This is a genomic window from Caulobacter sp. FG121 (assembly GCF_057809815.1).
Map to the genome: position 1 here is coordinate 130,937 of NZ_JBMDKR010000007.1, position 16,409 is coordinate 147,345.

A 16,409-nucleotide genomic window follows, 5' to 3' on the forward strand; every position below is an offset into this window, starting at 1 on the left:
TGGGGGACACGTACCTTTGGTACATGTCCCCTTTTTCGCATCTAGCGCCGGCGGAAGTGCTTGCGCACCTTCTTCACGAAGCGCCGTTCCTTGCGCAGGACAACGCGCTCCATTCGCAGGATGCCCTGCCACATCACCGGCATGACTTCCGGTTCGCGCCGCAGGAGGCGGCGGATCGGGAAGACCATTTTCGGGTGCGCGCGCTGGAACTTGATGAACTGCCGCTTGGCCCAGAAGCTGTTGCGCAGCGTGACCATCAGCCCCACCACGATCACCGGCAGGCCGCCCGGTCCCGGTAGCGGTGCAATCAGTACACCCAGGCCGATGATCGCGATGCCGAGCCCCATCAACAGCCAGCGAGCGGCGCGCGAGATCAGCTCGCGGGCGGCGTCATCGGCAGGCGTGAAGGCGCGGGGCATCGTCAGGACGAGGGACATGGGTCACGTGAAAGCGGGCTTGGTCGCGCCGCGTTCCCGAGGGTTCCCGTCGCTGCACAAGTGGATATGTGCAGCCGATAACGGCGCGTAAAGGACCGCGTTCCGGTTATGACAAAGTCTTCACAGGTCCTGCATGGCTATTCAGCCGCCAGTGGCGGAATTGTCTCAGGGCGCCACCGCAGCCGGGGCTTGCGGGCCGCCAGGGTCTCATCGAGCCGCCTCAGCGGCGCATGGAACGGCGCGCCCTTGAAGCGGTCGACCTCGCCGGCCTTCGCCGCGCCGGCCAGGGCGCGCAGGGCGGTGATGAAGCGGTCGAGCTCCTGCTTGCTCTCGGTCTCGGTCGGCTCGATCAGCATGGCGCCGTGGACGACCAGCGGGAAATACATGGTCATCGGGTGGAAGCCTTCGTCGATCATCGCCTTGGCGAAGTCGAGCGTGGTTACGCCGGTGCCCTCAAGCCAGCTGTCGTCGAACAGCGCCTCGTGCATGCAGGGGCCGTCCGGGAAGGCGGGACTCATCACGTCCGACAGGCGGGCTTTGATGTAGTTGGCGTTGAGCACGGCGTCCTCGGCCACCTGGCGCAGGCCGTCGGCGCCGTGGCTGCGCATGTAGGCGTAGGCGCGGACGAACATGCCCATCTGGCCATGGAAGGCGCTCATCCGGCCGAAGGCCGCTGCGGCCTCGCCCGCCTGGTCCTCGACCAGCTTGAAGCCGTCCGCGCCGCTGACCACCCAGGGGGCCGGCGCGAACGGCGCCAGGGCGGCGCTGAGCACCACCGGACCAGCGCCCGGGCCGCCGCCGCCGTGGGGCGTGGAGAAGGTCTTGTGCAGGTTGATATGCATGGCGTCGACGCCGAGGTCGCCCGGCCGCACCCGGCCGACGATGGCGTTGAAGTTGGCCCCGTCGCAGTAGAAGTAGGCCCCGACGGCGTGGGTCAGGCGGGCGATCTCGATCACATCCCGCTCGAACAGGCCGCAGGTGTTGGGGTTGGTGACCATGATCGCCGCCACATGATCGCCAAGCTTGGCTTCCAGGTCGGCGAGGTCGACGCGGCCGTCCTCGGTCTGGGCGATCTCGACCACGCTGTAGCCGACGAAGGCGGCCGTGGCCGGGTTGGTGCCGTGGGCGCTGGTGGGGCAGAGCACGGTCTTGCGGTGGCCCTGACCGCCTCCCTCGTGCGCCGCGCGAATGGCCAGCAGGCCGCACAGCTCGCCGTGGGCGCCGGCCTTGGGCGTCATGGCCACCGCGGGCATGCCGGTCAGGGTCTTCAGCCAGTGGGCCAGCCGGTCGATCAGCTCCAGCGCGCCCTGAACGGTCGAGACCGGCTGCAGCGGATGGATGTCGGCGAACCCGGGCAGTCGCGCCATCTTCTCGTTGAGACGCGGGTTGTGCTTCATCGTGCAGCTGCCCAGCGGATAAAGGGCCAGATCGATGGCGTGGTTCTTCTGGCTGAGCCGCACATAGTGGCGGACCGCCTCCGGCTCGCTCAGGCCCGGCAGGCCGATGGCCGTGTCGCGCATCAGGCCGGACAGGCCATCGTCGGCCTCGCCGGCTTCCGGCAGGTCGACGCCCGTCTTGTGCCAGCCGCCCAGTTCGAAGATCAGCGGCTCGTCCTGCAGCAGCCCGCGGGCGCCGGTCAGGGTCGGGTGGATGAAGTCATTGGTCTGGTTCGGGGCGGTCGGACGGCCCACGGAGTTCATCGAGCTCATGCCATCACCTCGGTCAGGGCGGCCTTGAAGGCGACGATGTCGCCCTCGGTCACGGTTTCGGTCGCGGCGACGAGCAGGACATCGTCCAGCCCGGCGCCCGGGTCGAGGCGGCTGTAGGGTACGCCGCCGAGTACGCCTTTCGCCGCAAGCGCCTCGACGACGCCGGCGGCCGGCCTGGCGAGCTTGACGGCGAACTCGTTGAAGAAACGTGGGGTCAGGATCTCGACGCCCTTCACGCTCGCCAGCGCCGCCTTCAGCTCGCGGGCCCGCTGGTGGTTCAGCGCGGCCAGCCGGCGCAGGCCGACCTCGCCCAGAAGGCTCATGTGGATCGAAAAAGCCAGGGCGCAGAGGCCGCTGTTGGTGCAGATGTTCGACGTCGCCTTGTCGCGGCGGATGTGTTGTTCGCGGGTCGACAGCGTGAGCACGAAGCCGCGCCGGCCGTCGGCGTCGACGGTCTCGCCGCAAAGACGCCCCGGGGCCTGACGGATCAGCTTTTCCCTGCAGGCGAACAGACCGACGTAAGGCCCGCCGTAGTTCAGGGCGTTGCCGATCGACTGGCCCTCGGCCACGGCGATGTCGGCGCCCATCTCGCCCGGCGACTTGAGCAGGCCGTAGGACACCGCCTCGGTGGTCACCACGATCAGCAGCGCCCCGGCGGCGTGGGCCGCTTCGGCGATCTTCGTCACGTCGGTGGCCGTGCCGAACACGTTGGGGGTCTGGACCACGACGCAGGCGGTGTTCGCGTCGATGGCGGCGATCACCGCGTCTTCCGCGTCGACGGCGGCCGGCAGGCGGACGGTGTCCATGCCGTCAGCGTGGGCCAGGGTCTCGGTGGTGCGGACGTAGTGGGGATGCAGACCGCCCGACAGGACGGCCTTGCCGCGACGCGTGACCCGCTGGGCCATCATCACCCCCTCGGCGCAGGCGGTGGAGCCGTCATAGAGGGAGGCGTTGGCCACCTCCATGCCCATCAGCGCCGCGACCTGGGTCTGGAACTCGAACAGCACCTGCAGTGTGCCCTGGGCGATCTCGGGCTGGTAGGGCGTGTAGCTGGTCAGGAACTCCGACCGCTGGATCAGATGATCGACGCTGGCCGGGACGTGGTGCCTGTAGGCGCCCGCGCCGCAGAAGAAGGGGACCGATCCGGCCGCGACGTTCTTCGCCGCCAGCGCCGCCAGCTCTCGCTCGACCTCAAGCTCGCCGGCGACCTGCGGCAGGTCGACGAAGCCGGTGCGACGGGCGGCGGCGGGCACGTCGACGAACAGGGCGTCGATCGAGTCCACGCCGATATCGCCCAGCATCTGGACGCGGTCATCGGGGGTCAGGGGGAGGTAGCGCATGATCAGTTTTTCCTGTCATCCCGGCCGAAGCGTAGCGGAGAGCCGGGACCCAGATTCGGCATGGACTCGATCTGGGTCCCGGATCGGCCTGTCGGCCGTCCGGGATGACAAATGAGAGTTACAGGGTGGCGAGGAACGCTTCGTAGGCCGGGCGGTCCATCAACGCTTCGACCTGGGCGGGGTCGCTGACCTTGATCTTCGCGAACCAGCCGCCGGCTTCCGGGACGGCGTTGACCGTCTCGGGCGCGTCGCCCAGTTCGGTATTGGCCTCTACAACCTCGCCCGACACCGGGGCGTAAACGTCGGAGGCGGCCTTGACGCTTTCGACCACGGCCATGCCGTCGCCCTGGGTCAGGGTCTTGCCGATGTCGGGGACCTCGACGAACACCACGTCGCCCAGCTGCTCGGCGGCGTAGGCGGTGATGCCGACGGTGGCGATGTCGCCGTCGAGGGCGACCCATTCATGATCCTTGGTGAAACGCATGGCTGGACCCTCTCTCAGACTTTGCGGACGTAGCGGTTGGGGACGAAGGGCATGGCGACGACCTCGGCGGCCCCCGCCCGGCCGCGGACGATGACGTTCAGCTTTGTGCCCACGGCCGACAGGGCCGGCGGGACGAAGCCCATGGCGATGGGGCAGCCGAGCGAGGGGGCGAAACCGCCGCTGGTGACGACTCCGACGACCTTGCCGTTGATGTCGGCGATCTCGGCGCCCTCGCGGGCCGGTGGACCGCCCAGCACCTTCAGGCCGACGCGGACGCGGGCAGGGCCCTCGGCCAGTTCCTTGACGATACGCGCGGCGCCGGGGAAGTCCTGCGCGTCACGGCGCTTCTTCGACACGGCGAAGGTCAGGGCCGCCTCGACCGGGCTGACGGTCTCATCGACGTCATGGCCGTAGAGTGGCAGGCCGGCCTCGAGCCGCAGGGAGTCGCGGGCGCCCAGGCCGATCGGCCGAACGCGCTCATCCTCCAGCAGGGTGTTCCAGATCCGTTCGGCGGCGTGACCGGGCACGGAGATCTCGTAGCCGTCCTCGCCGGTGTAGCCCGAGCGGGAGATCAGCACGTCGACGCCGAAGCCGGTCGTGGCCCAGCTGTCCATGAACACCTTGCCGGCGGCTTCGGGGATGTGGGCCTTGAGCACCTCGACAGCCTTCGGGCCCTGCAGAGCCAGCAGCGCGCGGTCCTCCAGACGGTCGATGCTGACCTGCGGCGCCAGCTCGTCGTTCATGACGTGGAAGTCGTTGTCCTTGCAGGCCCCGTTGACGATGACGAACAGACCGTCGTCGTCGGGCCGCGAGGCCATCAGGTCGTCGATGATCCCGCCCTTGCGGTTCAGCAGCAGGCTGTAGCGCTGCTTGCCCGGCGCCAGGCCGATGAAGTCGCCGGGGGTGATCTCCTCGAACGCCGACAGGGGCGAGACCCCGCGCAGCCGGGCCTGCCCCATGTGAGACACGTCGAACAGTCCGGCACTCTCGCGGGTCCAGAGGTGCTCCTTGAGCACGCCGTCCTTGTACTGGACGGGCATCTCATAGCCCGCGAACGGGACCATGCGCGCGCCGGCGGCGACGTGCGCGTCATAGAGCGGGGTCTTCTTGAGGGTCTCGTCAGACACGCGGAGCTCCGGCGGGGTCGATGCGGCTCACCGGGTCTGACGACCTGGCGATTCGCCCCCGCTGTCTTGGAGCCTGAGAGATTTCGGACCGTGACGACGGCCCTTGCTCCTTCGGCGGCCACAGATGCGGCCTTTCCAGCGTTTCGATGTCGCGCGGTCCGTTTGCCTGAGCGTTTCCGGGGCGGTTGCGCCTTCGGCCTCGGGGCGAATCCCGATGTCTCCCGCGAGACAGAGGCTAAGTGCGGGACGAGGGGCGGAGAGTCAACCGTGGCAGGCGTGCCGCCTTACATCCGCTCCGGCGTCTCGATGCCGAGCAGGTCAAGCGCGATCTCGAGTTGGCGCAGGGTCGTCGCCGCAAGGCCGAGCCTCGACGCGGCCACCGCGCTGTCGCCGGCCTGGAAGATCGGGCAGGCGGAGAAGAAGCGCGAGAAGCTCTGGGCCAGCTTGAAGGCATGTTCGGCGATGAAATTCGGGGCCTTCTTGTCGTAGGCCTCGACCAGAGCCGCGTCGAAGGCGTCCAGCAGCATGGCCAGTTCACGCTCCGCCGGCTCGGCGATGGTGATCCGCCCCGGTTCCAGGTGCTCGGCCCCGGCCCGACGCAGGAGCGATTTGATCCGCACGGACTGGTACTGCAGGTAGGGTCCGGTCTTGCCCTCGAAACTCGAAAAGCGGTCGAGGTCGAAGATGTAGCTGGTGCCGCGATAGTTGGACAGGTCGGCGAACTTCAGCGCCGCCACGGCCACCTTCTGCGCGGTGTCCTCGTATTCTTCCGGCGTCAGTTCACTGCCGGCGCCGGCTTCCTTGAGCCGCTCGCGAGCCTTGGCGCGGGTCATCTCGATCAGGTCGTGCAGCTTCAGCACGCCGCCTTCGCGGGTCTTGAACGGCTTGCCGTCCGGACCGTTCATCGTGCCGAAACCGATGTGTTCCAGCGAGCCGGGCTCGGCGTAGCCGGCCATGTAGGCGGCCCGGAACACCTGCTCGAAGTGGTCGGCCTGGCGCTGGTCCACGCAGTAGAGGATCAGGTGCGGGTCAAACGACCGGCGCCGGTCCAGCACGGTGGCCAGATCGGTCGTGCCGTACATCGCCGAGCCTTCCGAGGAGACCACCAGCAGCGGGTCGGGACTCGGCGCCTCGTAGACCGTGCCGTCCGGGCGCTTCTTCTTCTTCGTCTCGCCGGGGCGGGCCAGATGAATTACCCGTGCGCCCTGGTCGTCGGCCAGCAGGCCCTTGGTCTCGAGCTCGTGAACCATCGGGTCGATCAGCGCGTCGACGTCGCTTTCACCCTTCCACAGATCGAAATCGATCCCCAGCGCGTGGAATTCGCGCTCGAGCGCGACCCGGCTGACCTTGACGAAATGCTTCCACAGCAGCCGGTAGCCGAGGCGGCCGCCCTGCAGTTCCGCCGTCGCGCGGCGCGCGCGGTCGCGGTACTCGGCGTCGGTCTTGGCCTTGCCGGCGGCTTCCGGATAGAGCCGGTCCAGCAGGGGCAGATCTATGTGATCGACAAGCGCGCCCATCACCTGCACTTCGTCGGCCGGGCTGACCGGCGCCGTGCCGGAAAGCCGTTCCATCAGCGTGCGGACGAACGGATCCTCGTCGCAGGCCGCCACGATGAGCAGGCCCATCTGGAAGCCCCAGTCGCCAAAGTGGGCATCGCCCAGCACCTCGTCGCCGCGATAGCGGTACAGGCGCTTGACCGACTCGCCGATGATCGAGGCGCGCAGGTGCCCGACGTGCATCGGCTTGGCGACGTTCGGGCCGCCGTAGTCGACCATGATGCGCCGCGCTTCGGCCACTTCGCCCGCGCCGGTGCGGGGATCGGCGGCGATCTCGCGAGCCCGGTCGGACAGCGCCTTGGCGCTGACCCGGAGATTGATGAAGCCGAGGCCCGCGATCTCGACGGATTGCAGCAGCGGGTGACCCGACAGGCGTTCCACCACGGCGGCGGCGATCTCGCGCGGCGGCTTGCCCGCCACCTTCGCGGCCGGCAGGGCGCCATTGCACTGGAAATCGGCAAGGTCCGGACGATCGGATGCGGTGACCCGGCCCAGTTCAGCAGGAAGTCCCAGGGCGACGAAGGCGGCCTGGACCGCTTCGCCGAGGGACCGCTTCAGGTCGCTCATGGGTTCGTGGCGGCTCCGGGAGCGGCCGTCGGGGCGGCGCCCGCGTTCACGCGGAACCGTTTGCCGTCGCGATTGAACGTGGCCATCTGCGGCGTTACGTCGAAGCCGACGAGGACCTCGAAGTTGGCGCCGCTGGTGTCGGCGCTGGCGCGCGGAATGGTGATGTTGGCCAGGGTGTCGCGCACATAGACGCGATCCTCGCCGGCGCCGAAGGTCACCGGCAGATCGAAGTATTCCTTGGCGATGACCTGCTGGTTGCGCTGGGTCACGGCGACCCAGTAGCGATAGGTCTTGGACTGGCCGACCGATGCCGGGCCGCGGCCCATCGAGAACAGCAGTTCAACCTGCACCTTGATCGGGTCGGCGTCCTTGTATTCACAGCCGGCCGAGACGCCCTGGAACTCACCGGTGTAGCCGACGGTCGTGGCGCTTTCCTTGCCGTCCTTGAACTCCACGTAGCGGCTGGCGTCGTAGAGCACCTTCACATAGGGGCAGGGGCCGGCATTGCGCAGCTGCGGCAGGGGCGCGCTCGGCTGGTTCCATTCCTGGTCACGCTTTTTCTTGCGCGCGGCTTCTTCTTCCTGCCGGCGGTCGGCATCGCCCTGGCTCGGGCGGCCCTGAGCAAACGCGGGGCTGGCTGCGGCGAGGGATCCGGCGGCGAAGAGGGCAAGAAAACCGATATTCAAAGTGCGGCGCATGTCACGTCCGGATAACTGGGGGACCGGCGCGGCTGCCCGGCCGAAAAGCTGATGCAGTCTGATAAAGGCAAAGGCATGACGTCGCAACGCGGCTTCATCCTCGGCGCGAGCCGCGGCGCAGGAAACGGTTCTCTCTGGCGGGAGCGAAGCCCAGGCCTTACCTTGGCGGCATGGACGACGCCGCCCCTATCAAACCGCCGCTCAAGGTTCTTCTCGCCAGTCCCCGCGGCTTTTGCGCCGGGGTGGACCGGGCGATCCAGATCGTCGAGCGCACGATCGAGAAATTCGGCGCGCCCGTCTTTGTCCGCCACGAAATCGTCCACAACCGGCATGTCGTGGAACGCCTGAAGGCGCTCGGCGCGATCTTTGTCGAGGAGCTGGACGAGGTCCCCGACGATCGTCCCGTGGTGTTTTCGGCCCACGGCGTGCCCAAGACCGTGCCGGCTGAGGCGCGCGCGCGGCAGATGGTGTTTCTCGACGCGACCTGCCCCCTCGTTTCCAAGGTTCACGTTGAGGCGCAACGGCACCATGACGCGGGCCGCGAGATCGTGCTGATCGGCCATGCCGGGCATCCCGAGGTGGTCGGTACGATGGGCCAGCTGCCGGAGGGTGTGGTGCGGCTCATCGAGCACGCCGCCGATGCCGAGGTCTTCGAGCCGATCGATGCGATGAATGTCGCCTTCGTCACCCAGACCACGCTGTCGGTTGACGATACCGCCGAGATCGTCGCCATCCTGCAAAGGCGCTTTCCCGGGATCGCGGCCCCACACAAGGAAGACATCTGCTACGCCACCACCAACCGGCAGGAGGCGGTAAAGCGCCTTGCCGAGGGCTGTGAGCTCCTGCTGGTCGTCGGATCGCGCAATTCATCAAATTCCGTGCGGCTGGTCGAGGTCGGCCTGCGCGGCGGGGCGACCAAGGCGCAGCTGATCGATGACGCCGCCGGGCTCGACTGGGCATGGCTCGATGGGGTCAGCGCCGTGGGAGTCACGGCAGGGGCTTCGGCGCCAGAGGTGCTGGTCGAAGGTGTCATCGACAGGCTGGCCGAGCGCTACACCCTGACCATCGAAGAGGTCGCGCCGACCCGCGAGACGGTGACCTTCAAGCTGCCTAGGCTGCTGACGGTTTAGGTAGGGATAACCCGGATCCGGAGCCACAAGGCTACGTCCTCGATTGTGACATCTCCCCGCGCGACGGCCATCATGGTGTCGGTCGCGTCGTCTGCCGCCGCTTCAAGCCGCAAGCCGTTGTCTTCAAGGAAGAGACCGAGGGCCATGAAGGCTGATCGCTTGTTGCCGTCGATGAAGGGGTGGTTCGAGGCGATAGCGACAGCGTAGGTGGCGGCCAGCTCAATCAGATCTGTCAGACCCTCATAGGCGAAACGATTGAGTGGCCTGGCCAAGGCAGAGTCTAGCAGTCCTTCATCGCGAACGCCCGCCGCCCCGCCGGTCGCGGCGAGGATATCGTCATGAAGGAGCAGCACGAGATCGCGATCGAGCCAAAGGGGTTCGACCATGGCAGGCTATTTGGCGAGTGCTTCGAACGTCGGGCGGTAACGTTCGAGAAATGCACGACCTCGCTCGCGCCTTTCCTCAAGGCCAGGCTGGGATTCCGTCAGGCTGAATCCGTCGTTCATGGAGCCTTCAAAGTGAAGCATCCGCGTCGGATCAGCGCTCAAGACGGCCTTGGCTTCATCCGTGAGGACGGCAACCAGCTCATCTCCACGCCTCACGATTTTCAGGGCGACCATTGGCGACCTCCTGTCCATCTTTGTAGCACGGGTTCCACGGCGTCCCAACTTGACGGAGGAGGCGCTGTCCCCCATCCCCACGTCATGGCCGTCTATACCGACATGTCCGACGACGAACTGGCGACGCTGCTGGCCGACTACGACATCGGCCAGGCCATCGCGTTCAAGGGCATCGCCGAGGGCGTCGAGAACTCGAACTTCCTGCTGGAGACCGACGTCGGCCGTTACATTCTCACGCTCTACGAACGGCGGGTGCGGGCGGACGACCTGCCCTATTTTCTGAACCTGCTTACCTGGCTGGCTGACCACGGCTTTCCGAGCGCACGCCCGGTTCCGGACCGCGAGGGTCGTACGCTGAAGACGGTGCGCGGCAAGCCGGCGGCGATGGTCGAGTTCCTGATGGGCATTTCGGTGCGCCGACCAACCGCCGCTCACTGCCGCGAGGCGGGGGCGGGGCTCGCCCGCCTGCACCTTGCAGGGCAGGGCTACCCGGGTCGGCGGGAGAATGATCTGGGCCAGGGAGCCTGGGCGCCCTTGTTCGCCCGGCTGTGGGATGCGGCGGAGGCGCTCAAGCCCGGGCTGGCCGACACCATTCGCGCCGACCTGGACTATCTGGGACGCGACTGGCCGCGCGGTCTTCCGTCCGGCGTGATCCATGCCGACTTTTTCCCCGACAATGTCTTCTTCCGGGATGGCCGGTTCGCCGCCGCGTTCGACTTCTACTTCGCCTGCGACGACGCCTACGCCTACGATCTGGCGATCGCGCTGAACGCCTGGTGTTTCGAGCCGGACGGCTCGTTCAACCTGACGGCGGGACGGTCGATGCTCGCCGGCTATCAGGCCCACCGCCCGCTGACGGTCGAAGAGCGGGCAGCCCTGCCCATTCTCGCCCATGGCGCGGCCATGCGCTTCTTCCTGACGCGCCTGAGCGACTGGGGCTCGACCCCGGCCGGGGCGCTGGTTCGGCCCAAGGACCCGCTGGAGTACGAGCGCAAGCTGGCGGTTCACCGCGCGGGGCTGGCGCTGCTCGGCGACCACGCATGACGCCGAAGGTGCTGATCTATACCGACGGCGCTTGCCGGGGGAATCCGGGGCCGGGCGGCTGGGGCGCGATCCTGATCTCCAACGGGCGGGAAAAGGAACTCTGCGGCGGCGAGCGGGCCACGACGAACAACCGCATGGAGCTGATGGCGGCCATCCAGGCGCTCGAGGCGCTGAACAAGCCCTGCAAGGTCGAACTGCATACCGACAGCCAGTACATGCGCAACGGGATCATGACCTGGATCCACGGCTGGAAGGCGCGCGGCTGGAAGACGGCCGACAAGAGCCCGGTCAAGAACGAGGACCTCTGGAAGCGGCTCGACGCCGCCCGGGGCCGGCACGAGGTCGACTGGCGCTGGGTCAAGGGTCACGCGGGCCATGAACTGAACGAGCGCGCTGATGGACTGGCCAACAAGGGCATGCGGGAAACGCTCGGCGAAATTTGAGGCTTGACTAGTTCAAGATTGAACGACCTTGTATTGTTCAATCTTGAACGAAAGGCGCTCACCATGCATCGTCGTGACTTCATCCGCGTTCTGGGAGGCGGCGCGATTTTCGCCGCATCGGCCGCCACCCTGACGGCCTGCGCGCCGGCCGGGGTCGATCCTCGCGCCCCGTGGGTGCATCCGGGCGCGGGCGAGACCGAAGTCCGCCGCAAGGCCCTGGCCTGGGCGATCCTCGCGCCGAACCCGCACAACATGCAGCCGTGGATCGTCGATCTGTCGACGGCCGACGAGATCACGCTCTTCATCGATCGTACCCGTCTGCTGCCCGTGACGGATCCGTTCAACCGTCAGATCACCATCGGCTGCGGAGCCTTCCTCGAACTGCTGATGCAGGCGCTCGCCGTTCAGGGATACGCGGCGGAGGCGGTCCTGTTTCCGGATGGGGAGCCCCAGCCCCTGCTGGACGGACGGCCCCTGTTCCGGGTTCGGATCGCGCGTGCGGCCACGTCGCCAGACGCGCTGTTCGCGCAGGTGCTTCAACGCCGAACGAATCGTGGTCCCTTTACCGAAACTCCGATCCCGGCCGCGGCGGTCGCAGCCCTCTCCGGCTCTGTCCCGGCCGGCCCGGCGACCCTGACGGTCGAGACATCTTCTGACCGTGTGACGCGCCTCAAGGACCTCGTGTACCAGGGGGCGTTCATCGAGGCCCATACGCCGACGGCTCACCATGAGAGCGTCGAGCGCACCTTCATCGGCGCCAGGGACGTGGCGGCCCATCCCTGGGGCATCTCCCTCGACAACGGCATGATGACGACCCTGAATACCGTCGGCGTCCTGACGAAGGCGAAGATGGCGACCCCCGGAACGATCGCCTACGACGAGGCCCTTAAATATCTCAAGGTGGCGGCGGACACATCACGCGGCTTCATCTGGGTGATCACGCCAGACGACAGCCGCGCCCACCAGATCGCCGCCGGCCGCGCCTACGTCCGTGCCAATCTCGCCGCCGCGGGACAGGGTCTGGCCATGCACCCCTGGAGTCAGGGTCTGCAGGAATACGCCACGCAGAAGCCGGTCTACGACGCCCTCCACCGAGAACTGGCCCCGACGGGCGGCCGCATCCAGATGCTGTCGAGAATCGGCTATCCCAAGGCCGACATTCCGCCTGCGCCCCGCCGGGGGCTGGCGGCCCAACTGAAGACGAGCTGATGGCGCCTCAACCGAAGGACCGACCCGATGTTCGGGTGATGACCGAGATCGGCATCATCGCCCAGCTGTCCACGGCCCGGCTGGAGCGGAGCCTGCCGGACGGCATGAGCGCGGCGCAGTTCGGCGTCCTCACGCACTTCATGCGCCGGGGTGGCCGGGAGAGCCCGGCCCAGCTGGCCAGCGCCTTTCAGGTCACCAAGGGAGCGATGACCAATACGCTGCAGCGACTTGAGGCCCAGGGCTTCGTCGCCATCGCCGGAGACCCGGAGGACGGGCGCCGCAAGTGGGTGACGCTGACGGACGATGGCGCGCGCGCCTTCGACCTGGGACTCGCCGCCATGCGGCCGCATCTGGAAGGGATGCGCGCCGCCTTCACGGAAGACGAATTCAAGGCCGCCTTGCCGTTCCTGCAGGCGCTCAGGGTGTGGCTGGACGAAAACCGCTGACCGGGGGCGTCAGTAGGCCTTCACCTTCAGGATGCCGCCGTCCGCCGAGAGGACTTCGACGCGCTGGTCGAGCAGCGGGACCGCGCCATCGTCAGCCACCGCCGCCCATTCCTTGCCGTCGATGAAAACCCGGCCGCGGCCGTTCTCGAAGGCCGAGACCGCCATGCCGTAGTGGCCGACCAGCCGGCCAACGTTGTCGTTGATGTCGGGGCCGTCGCCGGAGGCGTTCCGCGGCAGGTAGCGACGCGCCAGCAGGGTCGAGGCGATCGTCAGCACAGCGAAGACCGCCAGCTCGACTGCGAAGTTGCCCTTCAGCAGGAAGGTCAGCGCCGCCACGACCACCGCGCAAGCGGCCGGCCACAGCAGCCACCCCGTCGTCGTGGCCACCTCCACCGCCAACAGCACCGCCGCCACCGCCATCCAGATCCAGAACGGGTGGGCGACATAGAGTTCAGCCAGCCAGGTCATGGGCGTGATCTCCTAGCCCTTTGTCCGGGGCACGGTCGTCCCGCCGGCCGGCGGTGAGGCCCGGCCGTCGGCCAGCGACTTCACCAGCTCGCCAATGCCGGCCACCGTGCCGGTGATGCCGGCGAAGTCGGCCGGCACGATGATCATCTTGGAGTTGGGGCTGGCCGCCAGCGCGCCGAACGCCTCGACGTACTTCTGGGCGACGAAGTAGTTGATGGCGTTGATGTCGCCACGGGCGATGGCTTCCGACACGAAGGCCGTGGCCTTGGCCTCGGCCTCGGCTTCCCGTTCGCGGGCCTCGGCGTCGCGGAAGGCGGCTTCCCGGCGACCTTCCGCCTGGAGGATGGCAGCCTGTTTGGAGCCTTCAGCCTTGGTGATGGCGGCCTGCTTCTCGCCGTCGGCCTCGGTGATCACCGCGCGGCGTTCCCGCTCGGCCTTCATCTGCCGCGCCATGGCGTTGGTGATGTCCGGCGGCGGGGTCAGATCCTTGATCTCGATGCGCGTGGCCTTGACGCCCCAGGGGCTGGTGGCGTGGTCGATGGTCGCCAGCAGGCGGGTGTTGATCTGGTCGCGCTGGCTGAGCACCTCATCCAGCTCCATCGAGCCGACCACGGTGCGCAGGTTGGTCATGCACAGCTGGCTGATGGCGTAGGTCAGATTGTCCACGCGATAGGCGGCCGAGGCGGCGTCCATCACCTGGATGAAGACGATGCCATCGACCTTCACCGACACGTTGTCCTTGGTGATGACCTCCTGCTGCGGGACGTCGAGCACCTGTTCCATCATGTTCACGCGGCGGCCGATGCCCTCGATGAACGGCGTCAGCAGGGCGATGCCGGGCTTGAGCGTGCGCGTGTAGCGGCCGAACCGCTCGACCGTGAACTCACGACCCTGCGGCACGATCTTGATGACGCTGACCAGCAGGAACAGCGCCAGCACGATCATCACGACAGCGAAAATTGCGAAGGACATCTGTCCCCTCCATGCAAGCTGGAGGCGAATCTAGCGCGGCGCGGGGGTCCCCGCCACGGAATCCGGACCGCCGCTATCCGATTCTCCGGAAGGCGCGTCCGAGCCCAGGCCCCGCACAACCCGGGTGACGGCGCTTAGCCGGTTGGCCAGCGCCTGACCCTTGCGGGCGACGGCCTGCTCGGCGCGCTTGCTGAGCGGGCTGCAGGTCGGGAATTCAGTCTGGCGCGTGGCGAAGCCGCTGTTGAACTGCTGCTTCAGCCGGCCGTCGAAGGCCGCGTCGGCGGCCTCGGTCTCGGTCATCCGCACCATGCGATCACGCCAGAACTGGTCGCCGTCGCCTTCGCAGGCCTGCCGCAGGGCATGGCTTTCGCCGAGCGTGTAGGCCAGATCGAGCAGGGTCTGCCGCTCGGGCGGCGTGCGTTCCTGCGCCGACGCGGGCGCGACGGCGGGCAGCGCGAAGGCGCTCAGGACGGCGATGGCGAAGACGCGCCTCTGCATGCGCTGATCTAACGGCAGTCCGGCTCGTCTGTCACGACCGCGCAAGCGTGGGGCGAAGGTCATTGGCTCAGGCCGCCGCCGCGCGGGCGAGGACGCTGGCCCAGGCGGCTTCCATGTCGTCGGTCCAGGCGTCGCCGGCCGTCTCGCGGAAGGTCTCGTGGACCACGGTGAAGAAGGTCGCGAAGACGTCGAACGGTACGCCGATCTGGTCGTGATTGACCCGCTCGGCGCGGATCATGTTGGCCGGCCATGCCGCGCCGTCGGCCATCTGGGTCAGGGTCTCCAGCACCATCTGCAGCATATGGCCGCGGGCCGCGCCGGCTTGGTCGTTGACGAACAGGTCGCGCATTTCCGGCTGCTGTGCGAACAGGCGTTCATAGACCCTCGTCGTCGGATCCCCGCAGCGTTCGGCGACGACCTCCAGGCTGGCGGTCAGGGCGTCGGTCAACTGATCCACTTCAGGGTGACCGGCTTGACCGGATTGACGAACGGCCGGCCCTCGGCGCGGCTTGCGGCCCATTCGCGCTTCAACTGCTGGTACCACTTGGCCTGGGTGTCGGCGTCGTCGATCCACAGCAGGGACGGGTCGTACTTCAGGCCCATGTTCTGCAGGTTCACCATGTCGCCGTCCTGATGGATGAAGGCGCGGGCGAACGGTTTGATCAGCCATCGGAGCAACATCGCCGGGTGGTCGGACCACATGAGCTGGGTCAGGCGGGTCTTCGTCTCTGTGATCGGGGTCAGGCAGGTCAGCGCCAGCACCTGGAACCGGCCGACCTGGATGTGCTCCCAGCGATAGCCGGGCAGGCGGAAGGTGATCTCGGTCTGCGGCTGGCCGCCGAGGATGGCGTAGATCCGGTTGGCCTTGCTGGTGGCGTGGCGGGTCATCACGAAGCCTTCGGGCGAGGGCTCGAAGACCTTGGCCTTGGGCTTCATCCGGCGCGACGAACGGGCCCACCATGCGGCGTGGACATAGGGCGCATGCGTCGGGTCCATCAGACCGACGATCGCGTGGTCCATATGGGTGTCGAAATCCATGTGGTCGACGATGGCCGGCTTGCCGTCGGCGCCGGGGAAGACCGGCGGCGGCTGGTCCGGCTCGACCTCGGTTCCCAGGCCGGCGCGAGTGTCGGCGGCGAACCAGACGAAGACCATCCCCTGGCTCTCCGCCGCCGGATAGCGCTTCACCCGGATGCGGGAGATGTCCATCTCCTGGTCCCCGGGCAGGAAGGGGATGGCCTTGCACACCCCGTCCGTGCCGAACCGCCAGCCGTGATAGGGGCATTCGACGCTCTCGCCGCCCCCGGTCTCGGGCACCAGCTTTCCGGCCGACAGAGGCGCGGCGCGGTGAGGGCAGATGTCCCGGATGGCGTAGACCGCGCCGTCGCGGCGGCGGCCCAGCAGCACCGGCTCGCCGAGCAGTTCGAAGCGCTGCAGCTTGCCGGGCTTCAGTTCATGGGCCTGGCAGGCGAAGTACCAGCAGTCACGCAGCCAGCCCTCGCCGAACTTCATCGGCGTGGACCGGGCCTTGGCGGCGGGTTTGGCGGCGTCGTCGGGCATGGTGTCCTACATACCGGCTGTCAGTCGGCGCGCGAAGTGCGTCCTTCGACACGGCCCTATGGGCCTGCTCAGGATGACGTGCATTGCTCTACGTCATGGTG

19 protein-coding genes and 2 riboswitches are annotated in these 16,409 nt (G+C 67.7%); of the genes, 5 read left to right on the forward strand and 14 right to left on the reverse strand.

Features of this window, described 5'->3' with window-relative positions:
• Nucleotides 1–41: 41 nt before the first annotated feature.
• The 7 genes from ACODSL_RS16735 to ACODSL_RS16765 all read right to left on the reverse strand — a co-directional run bounded on the left by ACODSL_RS16735 (nucleotide 42) and on the right by ACODSL_RS16765 (nucleotide 7,918).
• Nucleotides 42–437, reverse strand: coding sequence for a hypothetical protein (locus ACODSL_RS16735; protein ID WP_488901859.1), 396 nt, complete (start codon nucleotides 435–437; stop codon nucleotides 42–44).
• Between the two features lie 137 nt (nucleotides 438–574).
• Nucleotides 575–2,146, reverse strand: coding sequence for an aminomethyl-transferring glycine dehydrogenase subunit GcvPB (gene gcvPB, locus ACODSL_RS16740; protein ID WP_488901860.1), 1,572 nt, complete (start codon nucleotides 2,144–2,146; stop codon nucleotides 575–577).
• A complete protein-coding gene (gene gcvPA, locus ACODSL_RS16745) occupies nucleotides 2,143–3,486 on the reverse strand; it encodes an aminomethyl-transferring glycine dehydrogenase subunit GcvPA (RefSeq protein ID WP_488901861.1) in 1,344 nt (447 codons plus the stop codon). Before gcvPA ends, gcvPB begins: the two co-directional genes overlap by 4 nt.
• A 118-nt stretch (nucleotides 3,487–3,604) precedes the next feature.
• A complete protein-coding gene (gene gcvH / locus ACODSL_RS16750) occupies nucleotides 3,605–3,970 on the reverse strand; it encodes a glycine cleavage system protein GcvH (RefSeq protein WP_488901862.1) in 366 nt (121 codons plus the stop codon).
• Between the two features lie 14 nt (nucleotides 3,971–3,984).
• Nucleotides 3,985–5,097, reverse strand: a complete 1,113-nt coding sequence (gene gcvT, locus ACODSL_RS16755; protein ID WP_488901863.1) for a glycine cleavage system aminomethyltransferase GcvT — start codon at nucleotides 5,095–5,097, stop codon at nucleotides 3,985–3,987.
• Between the two features lie 59 nt (nucleotides 5,098–5,156).
• Nucleotides 5,157–5,238: riboswitch (glycine riboswitch) on the reverse strand.
• A 3-nt stretch (nucleotides 5,239–5,241) separates the two neighbouring features.
• Nucleotides 5,242–5,331: riboswitch (glycine riboswitch) on the reverse strand.
• A 50-nt stretch (nucleotides 5,332–5,381) separates the two neighbouring features.
• Nucleotides 5,382–7,220, reverse strand: a complete 1,839-nt coding sequence (locus tag ACODSL_RS16760; RefSeq protein WP_488901864.1) for an arginine--tRNA ligase — start codon at nucleotides 7,218–7,220, stop codon at nucleotides 5,382–5,384.
• Complete coding sequence (locus tag ACODSL_RS16765) at nucleotides 7,217–7,918, reverse strand: Tat pathway signal sequence domain protein (protein WP_488901865.1); 702 nt, start codon at nucleotides 7,916–7,918, stop codon at nucleotides 7,217–7,219. The genes ACODSL_RS16760 and ACODSL_RS16765 overlap by 4 nt, the downstream gene beginning before the upstream one ends.
• Nucleotides 7,919–8,088: 170 nt before the next feature.
• Between ACODSL_RS16765 and ispH the strand changes: the two genes are divergently transcribed.
• Nucleotides 8,089–9,048 (forward strand): 4-hydroxy-3-methylbut-2-enyl diphosphate reductase, encoded by a 960-nt coding sequence (ispH, locus tag ACODSL_RS16770; protein ID WP_488901866.1) that lies wholly within the window; start codon nucleotides 8,089–8,091, stop codon nucleotides 9,046–9,048.
• On the opposite strand, the gene ACODSL_RS16775 is transcribed toward ispH, so the two are convergent.
• Together ACODSL_RS16775 and ACODSL_RS16780 are read right to left on the reverse strand one after the other, a co-directional pair.
• Nucleotides 9,045–9,434, reverse strand: a complete 390-nt coding sequence (locus ACODSL_RS16775) for a type II toxin-antitoxin system death-on-curing family toxin (protein WP_488901867.1) — start codon at nucleotides 9,432–9,434, stop codon at nucleotides 9,045–9,047. The two genes, ispH and ACODSL_RS16775, sit on opposite strands and share 4 nt — an antisense overlap.
• A gap of 6 nt (nucleotides 9,435–9,440) precedes the next feature.
• On the reverse strand, nucleotides 9,441–9,668 hold the full coding sequence (locus ACODSL_RS16780) for a hypothetical protein (RefSeq protein ID WP_488901868.1): 228 nt from the start codon (nucleotides 9,666–9,668) through the stop codon (nucleotides 9,441–9,443).
• A gap of 84 nt (nucleotides 9,669–9,752) precedes the next feature.
• Between ACODSL_RS16780 and thrB the strand changes: the two genes are divergently transcribed.
• The 4 genes from thrB (at nucleotide 9,753) to ACODSL_RS16800 (ending at nucleotide 12,810) form a co-directional block, all read left to right on the forward strand.
• The gene (thrB, locus tag ACODSL_RS16785; RefSeq protein ID WP_488901869.1) at nucleotides 9,753–10,712 is read left to right on the forward strand and encodes a homoserine kinase; all 960 of its coding nucleotides are present in this window, start codon (nucleotides 9,753–9,755) and stop codon (nucleotides 10,710–10,712) included.
• Nucleotides 10,709–11,155 carry a ribonuclease HI gene (gene rnhA, locus ACODSL_RS16790; RefSeq protein WP_488901870.1) on the forward strand — a complete coding sequence of 149 codons (447 nt, stop codon included), beginning with the start codon at nucleotides 10,709–10,711 and terminating at the stop codon, nucleotides 11,153–11,155. The genes thrB and rnhA overlap by 4 nt, the downstream gene beginning before the upstream one ends.
• A gap of 63 nt (nucleotides 11,156–11,218) precedes the next feature.
• Nucleotides 11,219–12,364 carry an Acg family FMN-binding oxidoreductase gene (locus tag ACODSL_RS16795; RefSeq protein WP_488901871.1) on the forward strand — a complete coding sequence of 382 codons (1,146 nt, stop codon included), beginning with the start codon at nucleotides 11,219–11,221 and terminating at the stop codon, nucleotides 12,362–12,364.
• Nucleotides 12,364–12,810, forward strand: coding sequence for a MarR family winged helix-turn-helix transcriptional regulator (locus ACODSL_RS16800; protein WP_488901872.1), 447 nt, complete (start codon nucleotides 12,364–12,366; stop codon nucleotides 12,808–12,810). The genes ACODSL_RS16795 and ACODSL_RS16800 overlap by 1 nt, the downstream gene beginning before the upstream one ends.
• A gap of 9 nt (nucleotides 12,811–12,819) precedes the next feature.
• Here ACODSL_RS16800 and ACODSL_RS16805 read toward each other — a convergent pair whose 3' ends face one another.
• The 5 genes from ACODSL_RS16805 to ACODSL_RS16825 all read right to left on the reverse strand — a co-directional run bounded on the left by ACODSL_RS16805 (nucleotide 12,820) and on the right by ACODSL_RS16825 (nucleotide 16,308).
• Complete coding sequence (locus tag ACODSL_RS16805) at nucleotides 12,820–13,278, reverse strand: NfeD family protein (RefSeq protein WP_488901873.1); 459 nt, start codon at nucleotides 13,276–13,278, stop codon at nucleotides 12,820–12,822.
• Nucleotides 13,279–13,290: 12 nt separating this feature from the next.
• Entirely contained in the window at nucleotides 13,291–14,223 is a 933-nt protein-coding gene (locus ACODSL_RS16810) for an SPFH domain-containing protein (protein WP_488901911.1), read from the reverse strand.
• Nucleotides 14,224–14,280: 57 nt separating this feature from the next.
• A complete protein-coding gene (locus ACODSL_RS16815; protein WP_488901874.1) occupies nucleotides 14,281–14,748 on the reverse strand; it encodes a TIGR02301 family protein in 468 nt (155 codons plus the stop codon).
• A gap of 67 nt (nucleotides 14,749–14,815) precedes the next feature.
• Nucleotides 14,816–15,196, reverse strand: coding sequence for a globin domain-containing protein (locus ACODSL_RS16820; RefSeq protein WP_488901875.1), 381 nt, complete (start codon nucleotides 15,194–15,196; stop codon nucleotides 14,816–14,818).
• A complete protein-coding gene (locus ACODSL_RS16825) occupies nucleotides 15,193–16,308 on the reverse strand; it encodes a Rieske 2Fe-2S domain-containing protein (RefSeq protein ID WP_488901876.1) in 1,116 nt (371 codons plus the stop codon). The genes ACODSL_RS16820 and ACODSL_RS16825 overlap by 4 nt, the downstream gene beginning before the upstream one ends.
• Nucleotides 16,309–16,409: the final 101 nt, after the last annotated feature.

Coding starts and splice junctions, on each gene's coding strand:
- ACODSL_RS16735 (WP_488901859.1), bottom strand. CDS start 437: ATGTCCCTCGTCCTGACGATGCCCCGCGCCTTCACGCCTGCCGATGAC.
- ACODSL_RS16795 (WP_488901871.1), top strand. CDS start 11,219: ATGCATCGTCGTGACTTCATCCGCGTTCTGGGAGGCGGCGCGATTTTC.
- gcvPB (WP_488901860.1), bottom strand. CDS start 2,146: ATGAGCTCGATGAACTCCGTGGGCCGTCCGACCGCCCCGAACCAGACC.
- ACODSL_RS16780 (WP_488901868.1), bottom strand. CDS start 9,668: ATGGTCGCCCTGAAAATCGTGAGGCGTGGAGATGAGCTGGTTGCCGTC.
- ACODSL_RS16765 (WP_488901865.1), bottom strand. CDS start 7,918: ATGCGCCGCACTTTGAATATCGGTTTTCTTGCCCTCTTCGCCGCCGGA.
- gcvH (WP_488901862.1), bottom strand. CDS start 3,970: ATGCGTTTCACCAAGGATCATGAATGGGTCGCCCTCGACGGCGACATC.
- ACODSL_RS16800 (WP_488901872.1), top strand. CDS start 12,364: ATGGCGCCTCAACCGAAGGACCGACCCGATGTTCGGGTGATGACCGAG.
- ACODSL_RS16760 (WP_488901864.1), bottom strand. CDS start 7,220: ATGAGCGACCTGAAGCGGTCCCTCGGCGAAGCGGTCCAGGCCGCCTTC.
- ispH (WP_488901866.1), top strand. CDS start 8,089: ATGGACGACGCCGCCCCTATCAAACCGCCGCTCAAGGTTCTTCTCGCC.
- ACODSL_RS16815 (WP_488901874.1), bottom strand. CDS start 14,748: ATGCAGAGGCGCGTCTTCGCCATCGCCGTCCTGAGCGCCTTCGCGCTG.
- thrB (WP_488901869.1), top strand. CDS start 9,753: ATGGCCGTCTATACCGACATGTCCGACGACGAACTGGCGACGCTGCTG.
- gcvPA (WP_488901861.1), bottom strand. CDS start 3,486: ATGCGCTACCTCCCCCTGACCCCCGATGACCGCGTCCAGATGCTGGGC.
- ACODSL_RS16805 (WP_488901873.1), bottom strand. CDS start 13,278: ATGACCTGGCTGGCTGAACTCTATGTCGCCCACCCGTTCTGGATCTGG.
- ACODSL_RS16825 (WP_488901876.1), bottom strand. CDS start 16,308: ATGCCCGACGACGCCGCCAAACCCGCCGCCAAGGCCCGGTCCACGCCG.
- rnhA (WP_488901870.1), top strand. CDS start 10,709: ATGACGCCGAAGGTGCTGATCTATACCGACGGCGCTTGCCGGGGGAAT.
- ACODSL_RS16775 (WP_488901867.1), bottom strand. CDS start 9,434: ATGGTCGAACCCCTTTGGCTCGATCGCGATCTCGTGCTGCTCCTTCAT.
- ACODSL_RS16810 (WP_488901911.1), bottom strand. CDS start 14,223: ATGATCGTGCTGGCGCTGTTCCTGCTGGTCAGCGTCATCAAGATCGTG.